The sequence below is a fragment of the Lysinibacillus sp. FSL K6-0075 genome, from assembly GCF_038592945.1.
GTDB lineage: Bacteria > Bacillota > Bacilli > Bacillales_A > Planococcaceae > Lysinibacillus > Lysinibacillus fusiformis_F.
Genome location: NZ_CP151947.1, coordinates 2,540,827 through 2,560,147 on the forward strand (window position 1 = coordinate 2,540,827; position 19,321 = coordinate 2,560,147).

General features: G+C 36.7%; 22 protein-coding genes, 2 pseudogenes and 2 riboswitches. Of the genes and pseudogenes, 21 read left to right on the forward strand and 3 right to left on the reverse strand.

What is annotated here, in order from left to right; translation table 11 throughout:
• Positions 1-20: 20 nt before the first annotated feature.
• From MHB65_RS12450 to MHB65_RS12505, 12 genes are all read left to right on the forward strand, one after another.
• On the forward strand, positions 21-1,679 hold the full coding sequence (locus MHB65_RS12450; RefSeq protein ID WP_342440528.1) for an acyl-CoA dehydrogenase family protein: 1,659 nt from the start codon (positions 21-23) through the stop codon (positions 1,677-1,679).
• Between the two features lie 27 nt (positions 1,680-1,706).
• Positions 1,707-2,492, forward strand: a complete 786-nt coding sequence (locus MHB65_RS12455) for an enoyl-CoA hydratase-related protein (protein WP_342440529.1) — start codon at positions 1,707-1,709, stop codon at positions 2,490-2,492.
• Positions 2,493-2,506: 14 nt separating this feature from the next.
• Complete coding sequence (locus MHB65_RS12460; protein WP_342440530.1) at positions 2,507-3,571, forward strand: enoyl-CoA hydratase/isomerase family protein; 1,065 nt, start codon at positions 2,507-2,509, stop codon at positions 3,569-3,571.
• Between the two features lie 124 nt (positions 3,572-3,695).
• Positions 3,696-3,885, forward strand: a riboswitch (cobalamin riboswitch).
• A gap of 201 nt (positions 3,886-4,086) precedes the next feature.
• Positions 4,087-4,281, forward strand: coding sequence for a hypothetical protein (locus MHB65_RS12465; protein WP_205443570.1), 195 nt, complete (start codon positions 4,087-4,089; stop codon positions 4,279-4,281).
• Entirely contained in the window at positions 4,275-4,934 is a 660-nt protein-coding gene (locus MHB65_RS12470) for a hypothetical protein (RefSeq protein ID WP_342440531.1), read from the forward strand. The genes MHB65_RS12465 and MHB65_RS12470 overlap by 7 nt, the downstream gene beginning before the upstream one ends.
• Before the next feature lie 300 nt (positions 4,935-5,234).
• A riboswitch (cobalamin riboswitch) is annotated at positions 5,235-5,413 on the forward strand.
• A gap of 116 nt (positions 5,414-5,529) precedes the next feature.
• Positions 5,530-5,754 (forward strand): glutaredoxin, encoded by a 225-nt coding sequence (locus MHB65_RS12475; protein ID WP_205443572.1) that lies wholly within the window; start codon positions 5,530-5,532, stop codon positions 5,752-5,754.
• Positions 5,751-6,110, forward strand: a complete 360-nt coding sequence (nrdI, locus tag MHB65_RS12480; RefSeq protein WP_205443573.1) for a class Ib ribonucleoside-diphosphate reductase assembly flavoprotein NrdI — start codon at positions 5,751-5,753, stop codon at positions 6,108-6,110. Before MHB65_RS12475 ends, nrdI begins: the two co-directional genes overlap by 4 nt.
• A complete protein-coding gene (gene nrdE / locus MHB65_RS12485; RefSeq protein ID WP_205443574.1) occupies positions 6,107-8,200 on the forward strand; it encodes a class 1b ribonucleoside-diphosphate reductase subunit alpha in 2,094 nt (697 codons plus the stop codon). Before nrdI ends, nrdE begins: the two co-directional genes overlap by 4 nt.
• Positions 8,188-9,156 carry a class 1b ribonucleoside-diphosphate reductase subunit beta gene (gene nrdF, locus MHB65_RS12490; RefSeq protein ID WP_004229921.1) on the forward strand — a complete coding sequence of 323 codons (969 nt, stop codon included), beginning with the start codon at positions 8,188-8,190 and terminating at the stop codon, positions 9,154-9,156. Before nrdE ends, nrdF begins: the two co-directional genes overlap by 13 nt.
• A gap of 12 nt (positions 9,157-9,168) precedes the next feature.
• The gene (gene dut, locus MHB65_RS12495; protein ID WP_342440532.1) at positions 9,169-9,606 is read left to right on the forward strand and encodes a dUTP diphosphatase; all 438 of its coding nucleotides are present in this window, start codon (positions 9,169-9,171) and stop codon (positions 9,604-9,606) included.
• A 217-nt stretch (positions 9,607-9,823) separates the two neighbouring features.
• Positions 9,824-10,060, forward strand: coding sequence for a hypothetical protein (locus MHB65_RS12500; RefSeq protein WP_342440533.1), 237 nt, complete (start codon positions 9,824-9,826; stop codon positions 10,058-10,060).
• A 133-nt stretch (positions 10,061-10,193) separates the two neighbouring features.
• Positions 10,194-11,126 (forward strand): hypothetical protein, encoded by a 933-nt coding sequence (locus MHB65_RS12505; protein ID WP_342440534.1) that lies wholly within the window; start codon positions 10,194-10,196, stop codon positions 11,124-11,126.
• A 142-nt stretch (positions 11,127-11,268) separates the two neighbouring features.
• Here the strand turns inward: MHB65_RS12505 and MHB65_RS12510 are convergent, their stop codons facing one another.
• Positions 11,269-11,760: a PaaI family thioesterase gene (locus MHB65_RS12510; protein WP_342440535.1), complete on the reverse strand. Its 492-nt coding sequence runs from the start codon at positions 11,758-11,760 to the stop codon at positions 11,269-11,271.
• A 173-nt stretch (positions 11,761-11,933) separates the two neighbouring features.
• On the opposite strand from MHB65_RS12510, the pseudogene MHB65_RS12515 reads away from it, so the two are divergent.
• The 6 genes and pseudogenes from MHB65_RS12515 to MHB65_RS12540 form a co-directional block, all read left to right on the forward strand.
• Positions 11,934-12,149: pseudogene (locus MHB65_RS12515) on the forward strand (cupin domain-containing protein); the annotation flags it as partial.
• Between the two features lie 84 nt (positions 12,150-12,233).
• Positions 12,234-12,830, forward strand: a complete 597-nt coding sequence (locus MHB65_RS12520) for a hypothetical protein (RefSeq protein ID WP_342440536.1) — start codon at positions 12,234-12,236, stop codon at positions 12,828-12,830.
• Positions 12,831-13,086: 256 nt separating this feature from the next.
• Positions 13,087-13,413, forward strand: coding sequence for a metalloregulator ArsR/SmtB family transcription factor (locus MHB65_RS12525; protein WP_342440537.1), 327 nt, complete (start codon positions 13,087-13,089; stop codon positions 13,411-13,413).
• Complete coding sequence (gene arsB, locus MHB65_RS12530) at positions 13,406-14,461, forward strand: ACR3 family arsenite efflux transporter (protein ID WP_342440538.1); 1,056 nt, start codon at positions 13,406-13,408, stop codon at positions 14,459-14,461. The genes MHB65_RS12525 and arsB overlap by 8 nt, the downstream gene beginning before the upstream one ends.
• Positions 14,462-14,471: 10 nt before the next feature.
• Positions 14,472-14,915 carry an arsenate reductase (thioredoxin) gene (gene arsC / locus MHB65_RS12535; RefSeq protein ID WP_342440539.1) on the forward strand — a complete coding sequence of 148 codons (444 nt, stop codon included), beginning with the start codon at positions 14,472-14,474 and terminating at the stop codon, positions 14,913-14,915.
• A 68-nt stretch (positions 14,916-14,983) separates the two neighbouring features.
• Positions 14,984-15,253, forward strand: a pseudogene (locus MHB65_RS12540) (flavoprotein); the annotation flags it as partial.
• A 134-nt stretch (positions 15,254-15,387) separates the two neighbouring features.
• On the opposite strand, the gene MHB65_RS12545 reads toward MHB65_RS12540, so the two are convergent.
• Positions 15,388-15,723: a hypothetical protein gene (locus tag MHB65_RS12545; protein WP_342440540.1), complete on the reverse strand. Its 336-nt coding sequence runs from the start codon at positions 15,721-15,723 to the stop codon at positions 15,388-15,390.
• Positions 15,724-15,765: 42 nt separating this feature from the next.
• Positions 15,766-17,259, reverse strand: a complete 1,494-nt coding sequence (locus tag MHB65_RS12550; protein WP_342443734.1) for an L-lactate permease — start codon at positions 17,257-17,259, stop codon at positions 15,766-15,768.
• A gap of 153 nt (positions 17,260-17,412) precedes the next feature.
• Here MHB65_RS12550 and MHB65_RS12555 point away from each other — a divergent pair, with 153 nt between their 5' ends.
• The 3 genes from MHB65_RS12555 (at position 17,413) to MHB65_RS12565 (ending at position 19,276) form a co-directional block, all read left to right on the forward strand.
• Positions 17,413-17,973 (forward strand): XRE family transcriptional regulator, encoded by a 561-nt coding sequence (locus MHB65_RS12555; RefSeq protein ID WP_205443582.1) that lies wholly within the window; start codon positions 17,413-17,415, stop codon positions 17,971-17,973.
• 163 nt (positions 17,974-18,136) lie between these two features.
• Positions 18,137-18,628, forward strand: a complete 492-nt coding sequence (locus MHB65_RS12560) for a DinB family protein (protein WP_342440541.1) — start codon at positions 18,137-18,139, stop codon at positions 18,626-18,628.
• An 87-nt stretch (positions 18,629-18,715) separates the two neighbouring features.
• Positions 18,716-19,276 (forward strand): GNAT family N-acetyltransferase, encoded by a 561-nt coding sequence (locus MHB65_RS12565; RefSeq protein ID WP_342440542.1) that lies wholly within the window; start codon positions 18,716-18,718, stop codon positions 19,274-19,276.
• Positions 19,277-19,321 lie beyond the last annotated feature (45 nt).

The window sequence follows — 19,321 nt, forward strand, 5'->3', positions numbered from 1 at the left end:
TTCTTTCAAGGAGGGCTAGTATGGATAAACTAGAGGACAAAATGACCATCTTTACACCAGAGGACTTTCAAGATGAGGAAGAGCTCATCGCAAAAACGGCAGAGCTCTTCATTAAACAGGATGTCTCACCTAATACTACAGCTATTGAAAAGCATCAATATGAAGTTACTCGTCAGTTATTTCAAAAAGCAGGTGACCTTGGTTTACTAGCCATTGAGATACCCGAAGACTATGGGGGGCTGGCACTCAATAAAAAAATTTCAGGGCTCGTTGCAGAAAAAATGGGCTATGGCGGCTCATTTAGTGTCTCTTACAATATTCATGCAGGAGTCGGCACATTGCCCTATGTCTATTTTGGAGATGCGTCACAAAAGCACAGATACTTACCAAAGTTGGCCTCAGGTGAATGGATTGGAGCCTACGCATTGACTGAGCCAGACGCAGGTTCAGATGCATTACATCCCAAAACAAATGCGATTTTAAATGGAGATGGCTCTGCATGGATCTTAAACGGTGAAAAGCAATGGATTACCAATGCGCAGCTAGCAGATATCTTTGTTGTTTTTGCCAAAACAAGTGAAGGCATGACTGCTTTCATTGTAGAGCGTACCTTTACAGGGGTATCTGTGGGACAGGAAGAAGAGAAGATGGGCATTAAGGGATCTTCGACGGCTACCCTTATATTAGAGGATGTTAGCGTACCGAGGGAGAATGTACTTGGCGAAGTTGGAAAAGGCCATAAAGTGGCGATGAATATATTGAATATGGCACGTCTAAAGCTAGCTTTCTCCAACATCGGCACTGCCAAACAGGCTCTACAATTAGCTGTGAGTTACGGGAAGGAACGGAAGCAATTTCACAAGCCAATTGTTGATTTTACTATGATACAGGAAAAGCTTGCGGACATGGCCATTTCGATATATGGGGCAGAAAGTGCTGCCTATCGGACAGCTGGAGAAATGGATGATGCGATTGAGTTAGCTAGTAAAGAGTCGATGGTTCATAAAATAGCCGATTTCGCTTTGGAATGCGCCCTTAATAAAGTCAATTGCTCAGAAGCCCTTGGCAAAATTGTAGATGAAGCTGTACAAATACATGGTGGCTATGGCTATATGCAAGATTATGAGGTAGAACGATTGTATCGTGATGCGAGGATTAGCCGTATTTTTGAAGGGACAAACGAAATCAATCGTTTAACCATTGCGAAAATGTTATATAAAAAATATACACTCGCACCTTCTACGTATAATGCGCCTGAAGCCTATAAGCCAGCTGAAATAAATCAGCAATACATCCAGCTTTCCAACTATTTAAGGCAAATAGCTCTTACTGTCATTACAGACGCACAGATCCATTTGGAACAAGAGCAGGAATACATGCGTCTGTTGGCTGATATAGCGAAGGATCTTTATGTTATGGAAGCTTCTTTACTAAGAACTGAAAAAAACGCAAATGAAAAAACGAAGCACTTGATGACTGATATCATCTGTCAGGAGGGCTACCGTAAAATAGAAAAAAGTACAATTGATATTATTTGTGCTGCTGAAACAAATGAACAAAAGCGAAAAATCTGGCTAGATGCTATTCAACAACTAAACATCCCGCTTCATCAAAATCTCTTTATGAAAAAGCGAGAGATTGCTAGAAGTATTATTAACAATCCAAAATCGATAAGTTAATTGTTATTAAATAGGAGGGAAACGATAATGGTCGATACTTTTGCCAATGTAAGCAAGGAAGGTGCCATCACGATCATTCATTTAGATCATCCACCAGCAAATACTTTATCATCCGCATCGATTGAAAATCTTCGACTCATTCTCAAAGAGTTAGCTGTGGACGAACAAACGAATGCTATCATTATGACAGGCTCTGGACGATTTTTTGCCGCTGGTGCAGATATTAAGGAATTTGTTTCTGCCTTTGGGCAACAGGAAAAAGCATTGCAGATGGCTGAGAGAGGTCAAGCACTATGTGATGAAATTGAATCCATGAAAAAGCCTGTTATTGCTGCTATTAATGGTCCAGCTCTTGGAGGAGGATTAGAGTTAGCATTAGGCTGTCATTTCAGAATTGCATCAAATAATGCCATTGTTGGTTTACCAGAATTAAAGCTTGGCTTATTGCCGACATTCGGGGGGACTCAACGATTGAGCAGAATCACGGGGCAAGCAAAGGCACTACAATTGATTTTAACAAGTAAACAACTAAGTGCCGACGAAGCACTACGATTAGGCATTATTCAACTGGTGACAGAACCAGAGGAGCTTCTGTCAACTGCAAAAGCGATTGCGCAGTCCTTTGTTGAGGGTAAAAGTATGACAAGTGTGTCCCGTACAATTGAATGTGTCATACAGGGCGGCAAAGATCATCTCCAAAATGGGCTAGAACTTGAACGAACACGTTTTGCAGAGTTGTTTTTAACAGAGGATGCTAAAGAAGGGGTTCAGGCATTTATTGAAAAAAGACAGCCAGACTTTAAACATTCTTAAAGGAGGGAATCGATATGACGAACGAAGTACTATTTTCTGTCAGTGACGGCGGCGCAGCAACCATTACACTGAATCGTCCTAAAGCCTTAAATTCACTTTCTACTGAAATGCTAAAGCCCATCGGAGAGAAACTGAAAGAATGGCGAGCAAATGACCAAATTCAGCTAATCATCCTAAAAGGAGCTGGTGAGAAGGGATTTTGCGCAGGTGGTGACATTAAAACACTTTATAAAGCTCGCTCCAGTCAGGAAGCTTTCAAAAATGCTGAAATCTTTTTTGAAGAAGAATATCAAGTAGATATGGCGATCTACCACTACCCTAAACCCATTATTGCCTGCCTTGATGGCATTGTCATGGGAGGTGGGGTCGGATTAACCTATGGGGCAAGCCACCGAATCGTCACTGAACGAACGAAATGGGCTATGCCAGAAATGAATATTGGCTTCTTTCCGGATGTTGGAGCTGGCTATTTCTTAAATCAAGCACCAGGCTATGTAGGATACTACTTAGCCTTAACTGCATCGGTCATCCGAGCTGCGGATGTTCTCTTTGCCAATGGCGCAGATTGCTACATGACAAGCGATCAGTTAGACACTTTCCTAGCGCGCATTGAACAATTAGACTGGCATACATTGGAGACCAGCACAGCTCTAGGCCAATTAATGGAGGACTATTCAAGTACACCTTTAACAAACAGTGATCTTGCTCACCTCCAACATAAGATCGATCAGCATTTTTCAAAATATACTGTGGAAGAGATAGTTGAATCCTTAGACAATGATCCAAGTAAATTTGCGCAAGAAACAAAGCAGTTCCTTCTATCTAAATCTCCATCATCGTTAAAGATTACGTTAAAGCAACTGATAGATGCTCAAGATAAGACATTAGAGGAATGCTTTGCGACAGATTTAATCTTGGCTAAAAACTTTTTAAGACATGAGGATTTCTTTGAAGGTGTACGCTCTGTTGTCATTGATAAGGACCGAAATCCACAATATACCTATCAAACATTCAATGAATTTACAGATAAAGACCTAGAAAATTTCTTTCAAGATCGTAATGCGACAGTAAAAAAGTAAAAACAAGTGGATTTTCTATTGATAAACGTTGAAACCATCTACTATTTAAAAGGTAGATGGTTTCTTGTTTGTAGTGATATGCGAAGTAAGTTAGCAAAGAGATTGATATGTTATACTATAAAAAACGGAATAACAGGATAAAGGTACAAATTCATAATGAGTTTGTTTAAAAGGGAAGTTCGGTGAAAATCCGGCGCTGTCCCGCAACTGTAATTCGGAGTACATTTTCAAAGCCACTGTTATGTCATGTAATGGGAAGGGAAAATGTGTGATGATCATAAGCCAGGAGACCTGCCTTTGTCTAGTACAGCCAAAAAACCTACGAGGATAGGGGGTGTTGAGTGTGACGAATTACCTTCATCATACTCATAGTGCGACAACCAAGAAAAGGGTCTCTATTCAGTATAGACGACTTATTTTATATTGGTTGAAGAACTATGTAGTATTTAAGTCATAGCTAGCATCTTACCTAAGGGGAAAGATGTTTTTTTTATGAACGAATAGGAGTGAACAAGATGACATCACATTCAATTTTATTTTATGAAAATCAATTAAAGCAGCAAATAATGAACAACCTTTCTAGTGAGCACATGATTTCCCTACAAGTTTATATCAAAATATTAATACAAGAAAATCCTGATGATTACAAAAATATTAATTATGCCTATCTAAATATAAAACGTGAGTTAGTCGGGGCAATAGAATGCTGATAGATGAAAAAATTTTAGAAGATAGCATTGATATTGATCAAGATACTCTATTTAGAAATTTGGATCATTTTGAGCTAGAGAGATGCTTTGTATTAGAATATTTAGAGATACTGTTAAAATGGAATAAACAAACACACGCTATTTCTGAAGAAAAACTTCAAAAGCTTTGGATGAAACTGATAAGAAAATATAAATTTTCTCTTGATGAATGGGAAAGAAATGCTGGAAATACGAATATTCACTCGTATCTTGTGAAAGAACAAGGGCATGGTCTACAAAAATTAATTCGTTTTTACAGGGACCGTCATGGAGTGAAATGGTTAGAAAATGCCTTTGATTATGGCATGACATTGCTAATGAAAGGTGGGGAAATGCCAGCATTAGAAATGTTTTTCCTCACAAATTTAATATGTTACAAGTGGCAACTAGACTACTTAGAGGATAAAGAAGTGCAATATTACTTTTCTCATTCAGTAAATGGGAAAGTGAAAGAGGTCTATGATCGTTTTAGGGCTTACGATAGAGAACAGAATCTATTAACTGCAACTAAATTATATAAGCTTTTATCCAAATATAATCCTCAATTTCATACAAATTCTGCAGCAACGCCGGAATTTTATAAGGAATTGGCCCTGTTTATTGAAAAGCACTAATAGATGTTCCTAGTGTCAAACAGTCTATTTTTCTTCAGAATATAGACTGTTTCCATAGCTATTCAAGATTATTTTAGGCATTCTATAAATGAATAGATTTACTGTAGATAGATTTTAATAGAAAATCTCGTACATCGTTTAAAATATATATTTTGTTTAGGTATAAGTAATTAGTGATAATCTATTTCGAACTACATAATAAAAAATACTGAATAATCCAAAAATAAAGAAGTTTAGAATCTAGATTTACTTTTCATTTGAAGGATGGTAAACTTAAAACTATTGAACAACAACAATATATTGTGTTCGTTTTACTAAGGTACTACTATATGTAGTTTAAAAGGGAAGTTCGGTACAATTCCGACGCTGTCCCCGCAACTGTTAAGCTGACGATGATAGCATCCACTGTGCATGCGCATGGGAAGGAAATCAGAGAATGAAGCAAAGCCAGGAGACCTGCCTTTCTAAAACAAATTAATCATTTCTTCGGGGATTAAGAGATGGGAACGTCGGTATTTTTAGTATGTTAACGTTTCCATTTTAGCTATCTCTCTTAAAGAGATAGCCTTTTTATTTTATGAAAAGAGGGATTTCTATGAAACTTTATACGAAAACAATTTGTCCAAAATGCCTGTGGGTAAAATCTGAATTACAACGTGCAGGACTTGAAGCAGAAATTGTTAACATTGATCACGATGAACAAGCTAAGCAAACCATTATAGATGCAGGTTTTTTAAGTGTGCCTGTTTTAGAAATGAATGAAACCTTTATAGGAGATGTTCAGGAAATTGTTTCTCAAATTGAGTTGATTACCCTATGATCGTTTATGCAAGTCGTACAGGCAATGTCCGAAATGTTGTATCCAAATTAAAGGCAGAAGCTATCGAGCTCTCTGAAGAATTGCGACTGAATAAGCCGTATCTTTTAATTACCTACACAGATGGTTTAGGTGACATTCCAGCGAAGGTGCAACGCTTTTTAGAAAAAAACAGAGATTTTTGTAAAGGAGTAGTTGCCAGTGGCAATAGTAACTTTGGCCATCATGTATTTGGCGCTGCTGGTGAGAAAATTGCTACTACCTATCATGTACCCTTAGTAAGGAAATTAGATTTACGAGGCAATCAAACAGATTATGAAGCAATACAAACGTTTTATGAAACGAGGGTAATGAGATGAAAACCTATTTAAAGCTTAATAATGACGTACTGAATCGTTATAGTACAACTGGATTACTTGAGTTAGAAAAAGATCGTGAAGCTACGCGCCGCTACTTTTTAGAGTATGTCAACGTACGTTTGCGTTATTTTATAGATATTGAGGAAAAAATCCGCTATTTAGTTGATGAGGGCTACTATGAGAAAGCATTTATCGACATGTACGAAATGGAATTTATTAAGAAGTTGTATAAAAAAGCCTATGATTATAATTTCCGATTCCCATCCTTTATGAGCGCCAGCAAGTTTTATGATAGCTATGCTATGAAAAGTCGTGACGGCGAAGAGATTTTAGAAAAATATGAGGATCGTATTGTTATTATTGCTTTGTATTTGGCTCAAGGCAACACAGCTTTAGCAGAACGTTCTGTCGAAGCGATGATGGAAGCCTATCAACCTGCCACACCAACTGCATTGAATAGTGGCAAGAAAGCACGTGGTGAATTAGTAAGCTGCTTTAAATTATCAATGGATGACTCCATGAATAGTATTGCCGAAAACATTGGCTATTGTTTAGAGCTATCACGCCTTGGTGGTGGGGTTGGGGTCAACTTAACAGATTTACGCCCTTTAGGGGATCCAATTAAAGAGATACTGAATCGTGCAAGTGGTGTCATCCCAGTTGCGAAACTGTTAGAAAATTCTTTCAGTTATTCGAATCAGCTAGGGCAACGAAATGGCTCTGGTGTTGTTTATTTAAATATTTTCCATGCAGATATAGAAAATTTCATTTCATCTAAAAAACCGAATGCCGATGATAAAATTCGCCTCGCAACCCTTTCAACAGGAATTATTATACCTAGTATTTTCTTCGAACTGATGAAACGCGATAAAGATATTGTTTTGTTTAGCCCATATGATATATATAAAGAATATGGCAAACGTATGTCTGAGATCTCCATCTCAGAAATGTATTACGAGCTACTTGATAACCCTAAAATTCGTAAAATTAAACGTTTGAATGCACGTAAGCTTTACACAGAGGTGAAAAAAGCACAATTTGAATCGGGCTATCCGTTTGAAATCTTTGATGATAATGTCAATAAGGTACATCCTTTAAAAAACATTGGTCGCGTAAAAATGTCCAATCTCTGTACCGAAATTCTGCAAGTGCAAGAGACAAGTATTATTACGGACCAAGATCAACCAAATGACTATGGACTCGATGTATCGTGTAACTTAGGGTCTATTGATATCCATGCAGCAAGTAAAGTCAATGATTTCGGCGCATTAGTCGATACAGCCATGCACTTATTAACGAATGTGTCACAAATGACACATATCAAGAATGTACCGTCAGTTGCAAAAGCCAATCAATTAATGCATTCTGTAGGGCTTGGCTGTATGAACCTCCATGGGCATCTCGTGACGGAGGGCATCTTGTACGGCTCAAAAGATTCGATTGATTTCATGGATCACTTTATGGAAGCGATGAACTATTACTCACTGAAATCTTCGATGGAAATGGCGAAAGAAAAAGCTGCAACCTTCTACCGATTTGAGGACAGTGATTATGCATCAGGTAGCTATTTTGACCAATATATAACTAAGACTGAAGAAGAACTTTCACCTGTTGTGTTGAAAGCACTTGGCAATATTCCAATCATTACGAACAAGATGTGGGAAACGTTAAAGCAGGATGTAATGCAATACGGTCTATTCCATTCCTATCGTTTGGCTATTGCCCCAACTGGCAGTATCTCATATATTCGTAGCTGTACGGCTTCAATCGCACCATGTACAGAGCGCGTAGAGGTTCGTGATTATGCTGATAGTAGAACGATTTATCCAATGCCTCATCTAACAAATGACAACAGCCATTTATATGTGGAGGCATATGATGTAAATCCGTATGATTTAATTGATTTATACGCAGCTTCTCAAAAACACGTTGACCAAGGTATTTCCATGACACTTTATGTAACAGACAATTGGACAACCGAACAATTGGCTAAAGTATACATTTATGCATGGGTAAAGGGCATTAAGTCTGTTTACTATGTTCGTCAACGATTACAAAGCTTAGAGGAGTGTGTAGCATGTCAAATATAATCTATGAGGCCGTCAATTGGAATAAAGCAACAAGTGAGCTTGCCCAAATATTTTGGGATCAGCAATGGAAGCAAATTTGGTTTCCTGAAGAAATTGCGGTCAGTAAAGATATTAAGCAATGGAAAAGCTTTGAGCATCAAGACACATATAAAAAAGTATTTGCAGGATTAACCTTACTAGATACTGTACAAACAAATATAGGGATGAATCGTGTTGCCGCTTATACAGACGATTTACAGGAGAAGGCTGTCCTAACTGTTTTTGATGCATTTGAGGCCATCCATGCCAAATCTTACTCTTATATTTTCACAACGCTTTGTACAAATGAAGAAATAGACGAGCTATTTGAGTGGGTCAAGAAAAATGAATTCCTACAGTATAAGGCAAATAAAATTGCAGATATTTATAATAGTATTGAAGAAGGCAATCCAGAGAGTTTATGGAAAGCAATGTTCTCATCCGTCATGCTCGAATCCTTCCTTTTCTATTCTGGCTTTTTCTATCCATTGTACTTAGGGGGACAAGGCTTCCTACGAAACAGTGCTGAAATCATTTCACTTATTTTGCGCGACGAATCTATCCATGGTGTAGCAGTTGGATTTTTTGCTCAAAATCTATTCAAGCAATTTTCAAAGGAAAAACAAGAAGAGCTACATTTATGGGGCTATGAGCTATTATTAGATTTATATCAAAATGAAATGAAATATACCGATGATATTTATGCGGAAACAGGATTATCGCCTGAAGTGAGAGCGTATGTACGTTATAATGCTAATAAAGCACTAATGAATGTCGGCTTTGAAGCCATGTTCCCAGAAGAGGAAGTCAATCCGATTGTGATGAATGGTATTCGTAATGAAGGCTCCACATATGATTTCTTTTCACAAAAGGGTGCTACCTATGCCAAGGCAAAAGTTGCGCCGATCACAGATGACACATTCAATTTTAATCGTTAAGGATGAAGCACAATGAATCTAGAAGTAAAAATCAAAAAAATTCACGATGATGCCATGCTACCAATACAAGCCAACCCTGGTGATGCGGGCATGGATCTCTATTCCATCGAAGCCATAGAGATTCCAGCAGGCGTAGCCAAACTCGTTAAAACAGGTATTCAGATTGAATTACCTAAGGGAACAGAAGCACAAATTCGACCTAGAAGTGGACTAGCATTAAAGCATAGTGTAACTGTACTCAATAGCCCAGGCACAATAGATGAAGGCTATCGAGGCGAAATCGGCGTTATTTTAATCAACCATGGTCAAGAACCATTTATCGTAGAAAAATCCATGCGTATTGCCCAAATGGTTATTCAATTTGTTCCATCCATTCAATTAGTGGAAGTAGATGAATTATCTCAAACGGTCCGTGGGGCATCTGGATTTGGAGCAAGTGGTACGAAATAGCTTGGCTATATACAAATAGAAATTTCATAAAGTTTACTTAAAAATCCTGCGAAGATGCAGGATTTTTTTGTTGTCATTTATAATAGCAGAAGGAAATGATAGGGTTCATATGGAAGAAATGCACCATACTTTTATAAAAAACAAAGGCAGTAAGGTCAAACAGCCGGCAAACTTCACATGGTCTGTCCACAGCACCGTGATTGGAGGTTATTATAAAATGGACCAATATGATTTCTTCAATCAAGAAGGCAGCAGCATAGCTCATTTTGATCTCTATTCATTGGTACAATCCTCAGACAAACCTTTGACTGGAAAGCCAGACGTTTTGATTTATGATGCAACGGTTGACCAATGGCATGTGTTTAACAAAACAGCTAGTGATGCCATTTTTTCGTTAATGGGAACTGCTGCGAGAAATGGCTTTGTGACAGTTATTAGTAATACCGTTCCATGATTTTGTAAATCCATTAAAAACGCTTTAATGAATGAATAGAAGAGCACATATATTAGTACGAATGATATGTGCTCTTCTTTATTTTGTTATTTAAGGAGAAGAGTTTATTCTATTAAGATAGTGAGGATAAAAAATGAATAGGAAGAATGAAAAATACTATTTAACAGAAGATGAGCTGGAGGTATTTGAAACCTCTTTTCAGTATGGGAATTTAAAGAATGCTAATTATGTTTTTGTTGGGATGGAGGAAGGATTAGGGCGTTTTGGTTATCAAGAAAACCTAGAGGGCAGACTAAATTTTTTAACGAAGCACAATCATTATGTACATTACATCGATGCTGAACAGGATTATAGAAACGGATGGTATGTAACAGATAATGAAGCTTCACCTGCGCTCCTGACAGCCATCAATAGTAGTTTAGAAAATAGAGGTATCCCTATAAGCTGGGAAGTTGATAGAAAAATTTACCCAACCATGAGAATGCAAATTCGTTTAGCTAAGCTACTGGAAACAAATATGGATTTCTCTACTCTGGATTTATTTCAAAGTAATACAGACTATTCTTCGTATCCCTTACATACTAAAGACGGAGCAACCGCAATGTTTGATTGGTACCCTCTACCAAAAAGAAGTAAAAATGATTTTCCCTATATAGTTTCTGGAAAGTTTGACGATTTGAAATCCTATTATAAATATTATGATACTCAAGACACAACTCGAATAAATATTATTAAAAATATGTATGATACGTTGCCATTAAATATTAGTTTCGTTTATGTAGGCATACAAAGGGGAAAATTTAAATTACAAAAGCATTTTGAAGATGTGTTAGGGTTCCAGTTTGCTCCTTATAATACAGGCTTAGTGCCTGCTAGTTTTTCTACACGAATGGACCCTAGCCAGAAGCCTAAGCCTTTTAGTATAGGTCAAAGAACACGAGATGATGGTCACAGACAATTAGCCGTCATGACACCTTTTTGGGGAATGGGTCAATTCGGATTCGACGATATAAATGTAATGGCAGCTTGGGTTTATGAGAAACAAAGCCAATTCAATCTTGCTTAAACAGTTGAATTTGTAAGTTATGGAGAAGAAAAGATTAATTCGTTCTGTCTATTGAGACCTAAGTGCAGGAAGAAAGATAGTAGTAAGTTTAAAAACAAGTTAACCTTTGTTAAGGGCTAACTTGTTTTGATTTTGAGAAGGGCTAATCATTCTTATTTAGAAAAGTACTAGGCATTACGACAAGAACTACTGTACCGCGAGCACAAAGCGTATCCTGAGCGTAAACTTCGGTTTCAACCTTCCATTTTTTCGGATGAATTTCTTCAACAGTCCCAATTGCTTTTAATGGAACATGTTGTGGTGTTGGCTTCAGGAAATCTACATTAAGGTTAGCCGTTACAAATCGAGGTGGCTCCGCTCCATCACCAATTTCATGTCCATTTTTACGATGCAAAGCAAGCGCCGCTGACCCTGTTCCATGGCAATCAATTAATGAAGCAATTAAACCACCATAAATAAATCCCGGAATCCCCATATATTTTGATTCAGGTGTATAGATGGTGATTGTCTTTTCTTCTAGCCAACCCGTGCGCAGATGATGACCATCATCATTCAGTCGGCCACACCCATAACACCAAGCGATGTCATCCGGATAAATATCTTGAATTGCTTTTTCTACGCTTAATTCTTCCATTTTGCTCTCCCCAATACTCTAGTATTATCTGTTTCTAAACGAGCGTTAATCATTTAAGTATAATTAATTATTTCCATTCCATCAACAAAAATCTAAATATTCTATCTATTTTAAATTATTTAAACTAGAAGCATAACTATGAAGAAAACTCGGTTTGGCACTCCCATAAAGTTGGACAAATTTTATTAGTGACAGGTGGGGAGGGCTGGTATCAAGAAGAAGGGAAGTCGGCACAGCTTTTAAAAACGGGAGATGTCGTGAATATTCCACCGAATGTAAAACGCTGGCATGGTGCGACAAAAGAAAGCTGGTTTGTTCATTTAGCCATGACACCTGGTGAAACAGAATGGCTAGAACCAGTATTGGATGAATGGTATACTGAACGATAAGAAGAAAAACGTAACGGATTACTACTTAATTCGTTACGTTTTTCTTTTACCGCGCTGAAGTAGTAATTGAAGGAGACAAAAGGTATGTCATTAGGAAATATAATCGATTGTATTTGCAAGGAAGTAACAAATAGAGACAGTAAAAAATTAGAGGAATTACTAGAACAACTGTATGATTATGAGAGTCCCAACATACTTGATATCTACCCATATCAGATAAAAAGTAATGAAAAATATAGTCAAGTAGAAATATTCTTCGATAAATTAGAGATGATCGATTTCCAACAAAAAACGCAGAATTATCATTCATATCAAAAAAGCCTAGAAAAATTTGAAAGATTTTTTGAATTGATCTGGTTAAAATCATTTGAATTTTATGCATTTTATTATTTACCAGAACCCTTATATAAGGATCAATTGTATTATAAAGTCTACGAGAATGAGTGGAATAAAATTATACCTAAAGATCTTACAGAAGGAATTTTATTAAACATTGATGAGTACTCTATGTTAATTTCGCTCATTAAATTAGCTGTTTCGGACCATCTCTATATACATTTCATTATACCTGAGGAGAATATTGTCTTTAGTGGGAACGGATTAGCCTTTTTGATCTATAGCCAACATAATCTTGATTTATTAGAAAAGATAGCTAATACTGAAGGGCTCTATATCCGTTGATCCCATTCGATACACCAAGAAACAATTAATTTGTAGCTAGTTGACGGTATTTTGCCGTTGACTGGCTTGAAATTTTTGTATTTGTATCGTCTGCCTGGCTTTACTAATTTTTTTGAAATGGATAAAAGTGTTGTAATTCAGAACATAAAATCATAATATAAGAATATAGTTATATAGTGATTAATTTACCCTTTTATCTAGGTGATTTTATTATAAACAAAATATAAGCAAATAATTATATAAGGAGTGCAAATAAATGGAAAACACACTAATTGAAAAACAATTAAAAGCAGCAGCTGATTTAAATCGCATTAAATTACTTGCATGCATGAAAAATGGGGAGGTATGTGTATGTGATTTTGTGGATGTGTTAGGCATATCACAACCAGCAGTTAGTCAACATCTACGAAAATTAAAGGAGGCTGGCATTATTACGGAACGAAAAGTAGGGACTTGGAAACATTACCGTTTAGTAGAGGGGCAAACGCCATTGATGAAGGGCATTTTAGCACAAATTAAACCTTTAAACGGGTGTAGCTGTGGCACAGATTGTTGCGATGTAAGGGGAACTGATCATGAGTAATGATTCTTTAACCAAGCAGCTTTCTTTTCTAGATCGTTACCTCACCCTTTGGATATTTGTTGCGATGGGAATAGGCGTTTTATTAAGTATCACACTACCCAATATTGGTGAAGCATTAGAATCCATGTCTGTTGGTACAACTTCTATACCAATTGCAATCGGATTAATTGTCATGATGTACCCACCATTAGCGAAAGTAAAGTATGAGGAAATGTGGCGAGTCTTTAAGGATTGGAAAGTACTTTTGCTATCCCTTTTTCAAAACTGGTTACTCGGACCGTTCTTAATGTTCTTTTTAGCCATCATCTTCCTACACGATTATCCAGAATATATGGCTGGACTTATTATGATTGGTTTAGCTCGCTGTATTGCGATGGTCATTGTATGGAATGATTTAGCACGTGGGGACCGTGAATATGTAGCTGGTTTAGTTGCCTTTAACTCTATCTTTCAAATCGTGACATATTCGATCTTTGCTTACTTTTTCTTAAATATATTACCTGGATGGTTTGGTTTAGAGAATTTCGAAGTATCTATTTCCATGTGGGAAATTACTAAAAGCGTACTTATTTTCTTAGGTATACCTTTTGCTGCAGGGTTCCTCACACGTTGGATAGGGATTAAAGCAAAAGGGAAACAGTGGTATGAGGAAAAGTTCTTGCCGAAGATTTCACCACTGACTTTAATTGCACTGTTATTTACGATTGTGATGATGTTTGCCTTAAAAGGTGAGCAAATAGTTGAATTACCACTCGATGTAGTACGAATAGCTATTCCTTTATTTATTTATTTTGTAGTGATGTTTGCTGTTTCATTCTTCTCTTCACGTAAAGCAGGTGCATCTTATCCTGTCACAGCAGCTCTTTCTTTTACAGCTGCAAGTAACAACTTTGAGCTAGCCATTGCGGTGGCAGTTGGTGTGTTTGGCCTGCATAGTGGCGTGGCATTTGCCGCTGTTATTGGTCCACTTGTAGAAGTACCTGTACTTATAGGACTTGTATGGGTTGCGTTACGTTGGCAGAAAAAATACTTTAAAACCATTAACTGAAGGAGCTAGTATGATGAAAAACACACTATATTTCTTGTGTACGGGGAACTCATGCCGTAGTCAGATGGCTGAAGGCTGGGCAAAAAAATTACTGCCTATTGATTGGATAGTTAAAAGTGCAGGAATAGAAGCGCATGGCGTCAATCCGAATGCCATTCAAGCAATGGCAGAGTTAGGGATCGATATTTCGGACCACACATCAGATTTAATTGATGTAGAGCTATTAAACAACGCAACATTCGTTGTCACGCTATGCGGTGATGCAGCTGATAAATGCCCAACGACACCACCTCACGTTCGTCATGAACATTGGGGCTTTGAAGATCCAGCGAAAGCGACAGGTACTGATCAAGAAAGGTGGACTCTCTTCCAAAACGTACGTGATCAGATTGGCAAACGTATAGAAAAATTCACTGTAGTATCCAAAAAATCATTATGTCTAGCTTATTGCTAGGCGAAAAAAACATACTTAATATAAGAAAATAATTATATACTAATTTAAAGAGGAGAAGGGATAATCTATTAGCACCACTAATCGATCCGAATGTGCATAGTTGTGGCACAGTTAGAGCGCATGGCGAAGAAATACTAAGGCAACCTGAAAAGGACTTTTATATAGTCGGTGCAAAAAGCTATGGACGTGCACCAACCTTTTTAATGGCAACTGGCTATGAGCAAGTGCGTTCAGTAATAGCCTTTTTATCAGGGGATGAAGAGGCTTCAAAGCGTGTGGAATTAGAGTTACCCAAAACAGGCGTATGTGGACTTGATCTTACTAATTCATGTTGTTAAAAATTAGCGCTTATTACGTAGCCTAAGGCTCTTAAAAAACAACAATCTGTACGAAAAACAGATTGTTGTTTTTTAGGAAGAAGATTTAATAGAAATCATTTATTTTGTTCTTGATAATTTAAATTCATCGGTAGCTAGGATATTGTAAAAAATATTCTACTGTTTACATTTGCTATTGTCGCAGTGACTGTATTGTCTATCCATAAATAGTATTCATCATCATAGAGTTTAATCTTATCCTGCGGAGCAATTTCGTTATCGAATTCACCAAATTCTCTAGCTTTTTTAAATGTTTTCTCTATAACTTTCATATCCTTCACATCAGAGATTTGTTGTAAGGTATGGGGTTGTACGTCATCGAAATTCATTAATTCTTGAATTTCAATAACCTTTGATGCTTCTTTCTGATCGTTACAAGCAACTACCCCTAAAGAACAAATCATTAACAACAAAATTGTTTTTATCTTCACCCCTTTTTATTCAATCTAGCATATTCCCATATGAACACTTCTTCAAACACCAAAGCCATTAATGTATTGGAATATAAAGAGAAGTAATAATTCAATTAAAATAATAGCTAGAGTACCTATACCAACAAAAAGCATCTTTTTTTGAATTTCATTTTCATGTGACCTTATTTTACAAACCGAACAGCTTAAGGCTACGCGTGATGGATTGACCATAGTCATCAAAGAAGAACTTACATTTTGAGCACATGCTACTAGGATAGGTGACATACCTATATGAAGGGCTGTTTCTGTTTGTAATCTAATAAACATTGTATTGGAAGCCGTGTTACTTCCAGTTAAAAAGCCACCAATTGCACCGACTAATGGAGAAATAAATACATAAAATTGCCCAAAGGATTGTGCAGCTAGTAAAGATAGTAACTGAATCATTTTTGCCTCAGACATGATTTCTGAAACAACTACATACAAAAAGGTTGTCAGTATAACGGGATAACATTTTCTAAAAGTTGAAATACTACTTTCTCTTATTTCGAATGCTTGTAGTCGATAAAAGAAGATCGTGAAAATACAAACGATAAATAGAAAAAAACCAGGCGAATATAAAATTGATAATTCGAAATTATATTTTTCAATAGTTAATGTCCATGTATCGGATAAATACTCTTTAAGAGGTATGACAATTCTTGATATAAATAAAAGTACTATTAAAAGCAGATACGGCATTATATTTTTAATGCTATTCGATTCTTTTTCAAATTTAGACGTGCTAGACGTTTTTTTATTTTGCTGTTTAATCATTAAAAATAGAACGGAAATGACTGCTAAAGATCCAAACAATCCAGCAAGCTCTACACTAACAAATCGATTACATAACCAAACTGAAGCCCCTAATAGAAATCCCACAAATAGGATTGTGAATAGTCTTTTTTTCAAAGCACTTAACCCTACACCTATGTAAACCACTACTAATGCATAATAAATATAAATGGGAATACACATCAAGGCACTTCCCATTCCCATCTTGTCAAGCTCTACATTACCTAAGGTTGCGCCAATTATTGTTCCCATGGCAAGCGTTCCCCAGGGAATAATACATAAACTAACTAACGCAATAAGGGAAGACTGAATAGGACTAAACCCTAAAGCAATTAGTAAAGGAGCTATGACAATGACTGCTAAACCAAAGCCACTAACAGATTCAATTAAAGGCGATAATCCCAATGCTAAAATGAGAATTTGATAAATTTTATCATTAGTCGCTTTCGTAATAGTAGAAGCTATGCCATTGATTGCACCTGCTTTATCCATTAAATGAAATAAAAAAATACCGAAAAATAAAATATAAGCAATAATTGACGTAGTAAGAAAGCTTTTTATAATAGGTTCGGTTAAATTCATTATGTTACTATTAAAAATAGGGGATAGAGCAATTGCTGCCGTTAACATACAGGCAACTATTCCAGTGAAGATGGAAGATTTTTTTAAAACGAAAATCATAAACATAATACTGATTAAAGGTAGCAAAGCAAGTAACACTTTCAACAATTAAATCACTCCTACTGAATAACAAATTTTACACTATAGTGTAAACAATTATTCTATAGTGTATTATTTTACGTTAAAATCCTTAAAAGGGAAGTGTTTTTTGAATTTTTTTATAATTCCTAATAGAAGAATGGAGAAATACAAATGGAATTTGGAAAACAAGTAAATTTAATAAGAAAAGAAAAAGGCCTGAGTTTGCAGGAGCTTTCTGCGTTGAGTAACGTAAGTACGTCCATGCTATCTCAAATAGAACGTGGTGAAAAAAACCCAACCATTTCAGTAGCTTGTCAGATTGCAGAAGCTTTAAATACAACTTTATCAGCCCTATTAGATCAGCAAGAGAAGAGAGAAACCATTGTTATAAGAAAAGAAAATAGACCTGTGTACCATGATGAAAACTCTGGTTTTCAAAGACATTTATTGTCACCTTCTTTTCCGTCAAGAGGAATTGAATTTGTGAAAAATGTGATGCCACCTCTTTCAGAATCAGGCATTTTTCCGGCACATCAATCAGGCGTGAAAGAGTACATATATGTAGAAAAAGGGACTTTAAAGGTTGAACTAGGCAAAGGTCTTTATAACGAAGAATTATATGAGGGGGATTCTTTCTTTTTTGAAGCCGATACAGAGCATCGATTTATTAATGTTTTAAATGAGGAATGCCATTATTTTTTAGTTATTGATTCAAGCCAAAGTAAGAAGTAAGAGAACTATTCGTTGCTGTTTTTCAACATCCAATCATTGTTTCTAAATGATTGGATTTTTGTATTTAGATAAAAATAGCCCAAAATCATAGTCTATTCATCTGAGAGCTTTCCCCTTGACTGGAATTTATAGTATGCTGATTAAAAGAGAGGAGAGGGATTTTATGGTTAAACAATTAATGATTGGGGACGCAACACAAGAATGGGCTTCTACTCGTCGCATGCTGGAACGTTTGCCTGACGAGCTGACATGGAGGCCACATGAGAAATCGATGACACTCGGGGGTTTGGCCACACACTTAATCAATCTGCTCAACTGGCAAATTGCGATTTTACAATACCAGGAGTTTGATCTTTCGACTGTGCCGTTGCGACGGGAGCCATTAGAAAAATGCGCTGATATTCTGGGAGAGTTTGAAGCAAATGTCGGCAAGTTGGAAAAGATACTTGCCGAATGTGATGAAAAAATGCTAGGCGAAGAATGGACGCTCCGTCATGGTGACCATATCATTCGCCGTGAGCCCCGAGCAATTGCGTTCCGCACCTTCGGATTAAGCCACATGATCCATCATCGAGCGCAGCTTGGGGTATACTTGCGACTTCTCGATATTCCAGTTCCAGGCATCTATGGGCCATCTGCAGACGAGGAAGCCTAGTAACCTACATCCACGAATCGATAGAAACAAGGGTGAAAACAATTGTTTATCATTTGGAAATAAAGTATTGATATGTGAGGTGTTCGATTGAATAAGATAATGACGAAGACAGAACGCTTAATTATTCGATTAATGGAGGTGGGAGATTATTCTTCTTGGCTTACGCAATATGAAAACCGTTTACCTTCTCAGCATAAATACGATGAGGGTAAATTAGATATGAGCATCTGTACGAAAGAATGGTTTTGTGATTTAGTTACGAAACATTATCAGATGGCTGAGGATGACAAGGTATATGTATTTGACGTATTCAGAAAAACAGATAATACACACATTGGTTTCGTAGACTTCTCAACAATTATGAGGGAAGAATTTCAATGGGCTAGGTTCGGGTATACAATTCATAACCATTTTTGGAGAAAAGGTTATGGTAAAGAGGCTGTAAAAGCAGCGATTGATCTAGCATTTGAAAAATTAAATTATCATCGAATAGAAGCTCATATAAACCTCGACAATACGGCATCTATAAAATTGGCAGAAAGTGTTGGAATGCTTTATGAAAGCACGAGGAAAGCATTCATATACGAGGACGACAAGTGGACTGACCAATTAGTTTATTTTATAAACGCAGAAGACAAGCCATTCTAATGAATTAAAAAAGCGTCAAAAATTTTTCCCATTTAAAAGGGAGGA

What these genes read in the sequence shown, in the direction of transcription:
- MHB65_RS12450 (WP_342440528.1), top strand. Translation starts at nt 21, where the DNA reads ATGGATAAACTAGAGGACAAAATGACCATCTTTACACCAGAGGACTTT.
- MHB65_RS12455 (WP_342440529.1), top strand. Translation starts at nt 1,707, where the DNA reads ATGGTCGATACTTTTGCCAATGTAAGCAAGGAAGGTGCCATCACGATC.
- MHB65_RS12460 (WP_342440530.1), top strand. Translation starts at nt 2,507, where the DNA reads ATGACGAACGAAGTACTATTTTCTGTCAGTGACGGCGGCGCAGCAACC.
- MHB65_RS12465 (WP_205443570.1), top strand. Translation starts at nt 4,087, where the DNA reads ATGACATCACATTCAATTTTATTTTATGAAAATCAATTAAAGCAGCAA.
- MHB65_RS12470 (WP_342440531.1), top strand. Translation starts at nt 4,275, where the DNA reads ATGCTGATAGATGAAAAAATTTTAGAAGATAGCATTGATATTGATCAA.
- MHB65_RS12475 (WP_205443572.1), top strand. Translation starts at nt 5,530, where the DNA reads ATGAAACTTTATACGAAAACAATTTGTCCAAAATGCCTGTGGGTAAAA.
- nrdI (WP_205443573.1), top strand. Translation starts at nt 5,751, where the DNA reads ATGATCGTTTATGCAAGTCGTACAGGCAATGTCCGAAATGTTGTATCC.
- nrdE (WP_205443574.1), top strand. Translation starts at nt 6,107, where the DNA reads ATGAAAACCTATTTAAAGCTTAATAATGACGTACTGAATCGTTATAGT.
- nrdF (WP_004229921.1), top strand. Translation starts at nt 8,188, where the DNA reads ATGTCAAATATAATCTATGAGGCCGTCAATTGGAATAAAGCAACAAGT.
- dut (WP_342440532.1), top strand. Translation starts at nt 9,169, where the DNA reads ATGAATCTAGAAGTAAAAATCAAAAAAATTCACGATGATGCCATGCTA.
- MHB65_RS12500 (WP_342440533.1), top strand. Translation starts at nt 9,824, where the DNA reads ATGGACCAATATGATTTCTTCAATCAAGAAGGCAGCAGCATAGCTCAT.
- MHB65_RS12505 (WP_342440534.1), top strand. Translation starts at nt 10,194, where the DNA reads ATGAATAGGAAGAATGAAAAATACTATTTAACAGAAGATGAGCTGGAG.
- MHB65_RS12510 (WP_342440535.1), bottom strand. Translation starts at nt 11,760, where the DNA reads ATGGAAGAATTAAGCGTAGAAAAAGCAATTCAAGATATTTATCCGGAT.
- MHB65_RS12520 (WP_342440536.1), top strand. Translation starts at nt 12,234, where the DNA reads ATGTCATTAGGAAATATAATCGATTGTATTTGCAAGGAAGTAACAAAT.
- MHB65_RS12525 (WP_342440537.1), top strand. Translation starts at nt 13,087, where the DNA reads ATGGAAAACACACTAATTGAAAAACAATTAAAAGCAGCAGCTGATTTA.
- arsB (WP_342440538.1), top strand. Translation starts at nt 13,406, where the DNA reads ATGAGTAATGATTCTTTAACCAAGCAGCTTTCTTTTCTAGATCGTTAC.
- arsC (WP_342440539.1), top strand. Translation starts at nt 14,472, where the DNA reads ATGATGAAAAACACACTATATTTCTTGTGTACGGGGAACTCATGCCGT.
- MHB65_RS12555 (WP_205443582.1), top strand. Translation starts at nt 17,413, where the DNA reads ATGGAATTTGGAAAACAAGTAAATTTAATAAGAAAAGAAAAAGGCCTG.
- MHB65_RS12560 (WP_342440541.1), top strand. Translation starts at nt 18,137, where the DNA reads ATGGTTAAACAATTAATGATTGGGGACGCAACACAAGAATGGGCTTCT.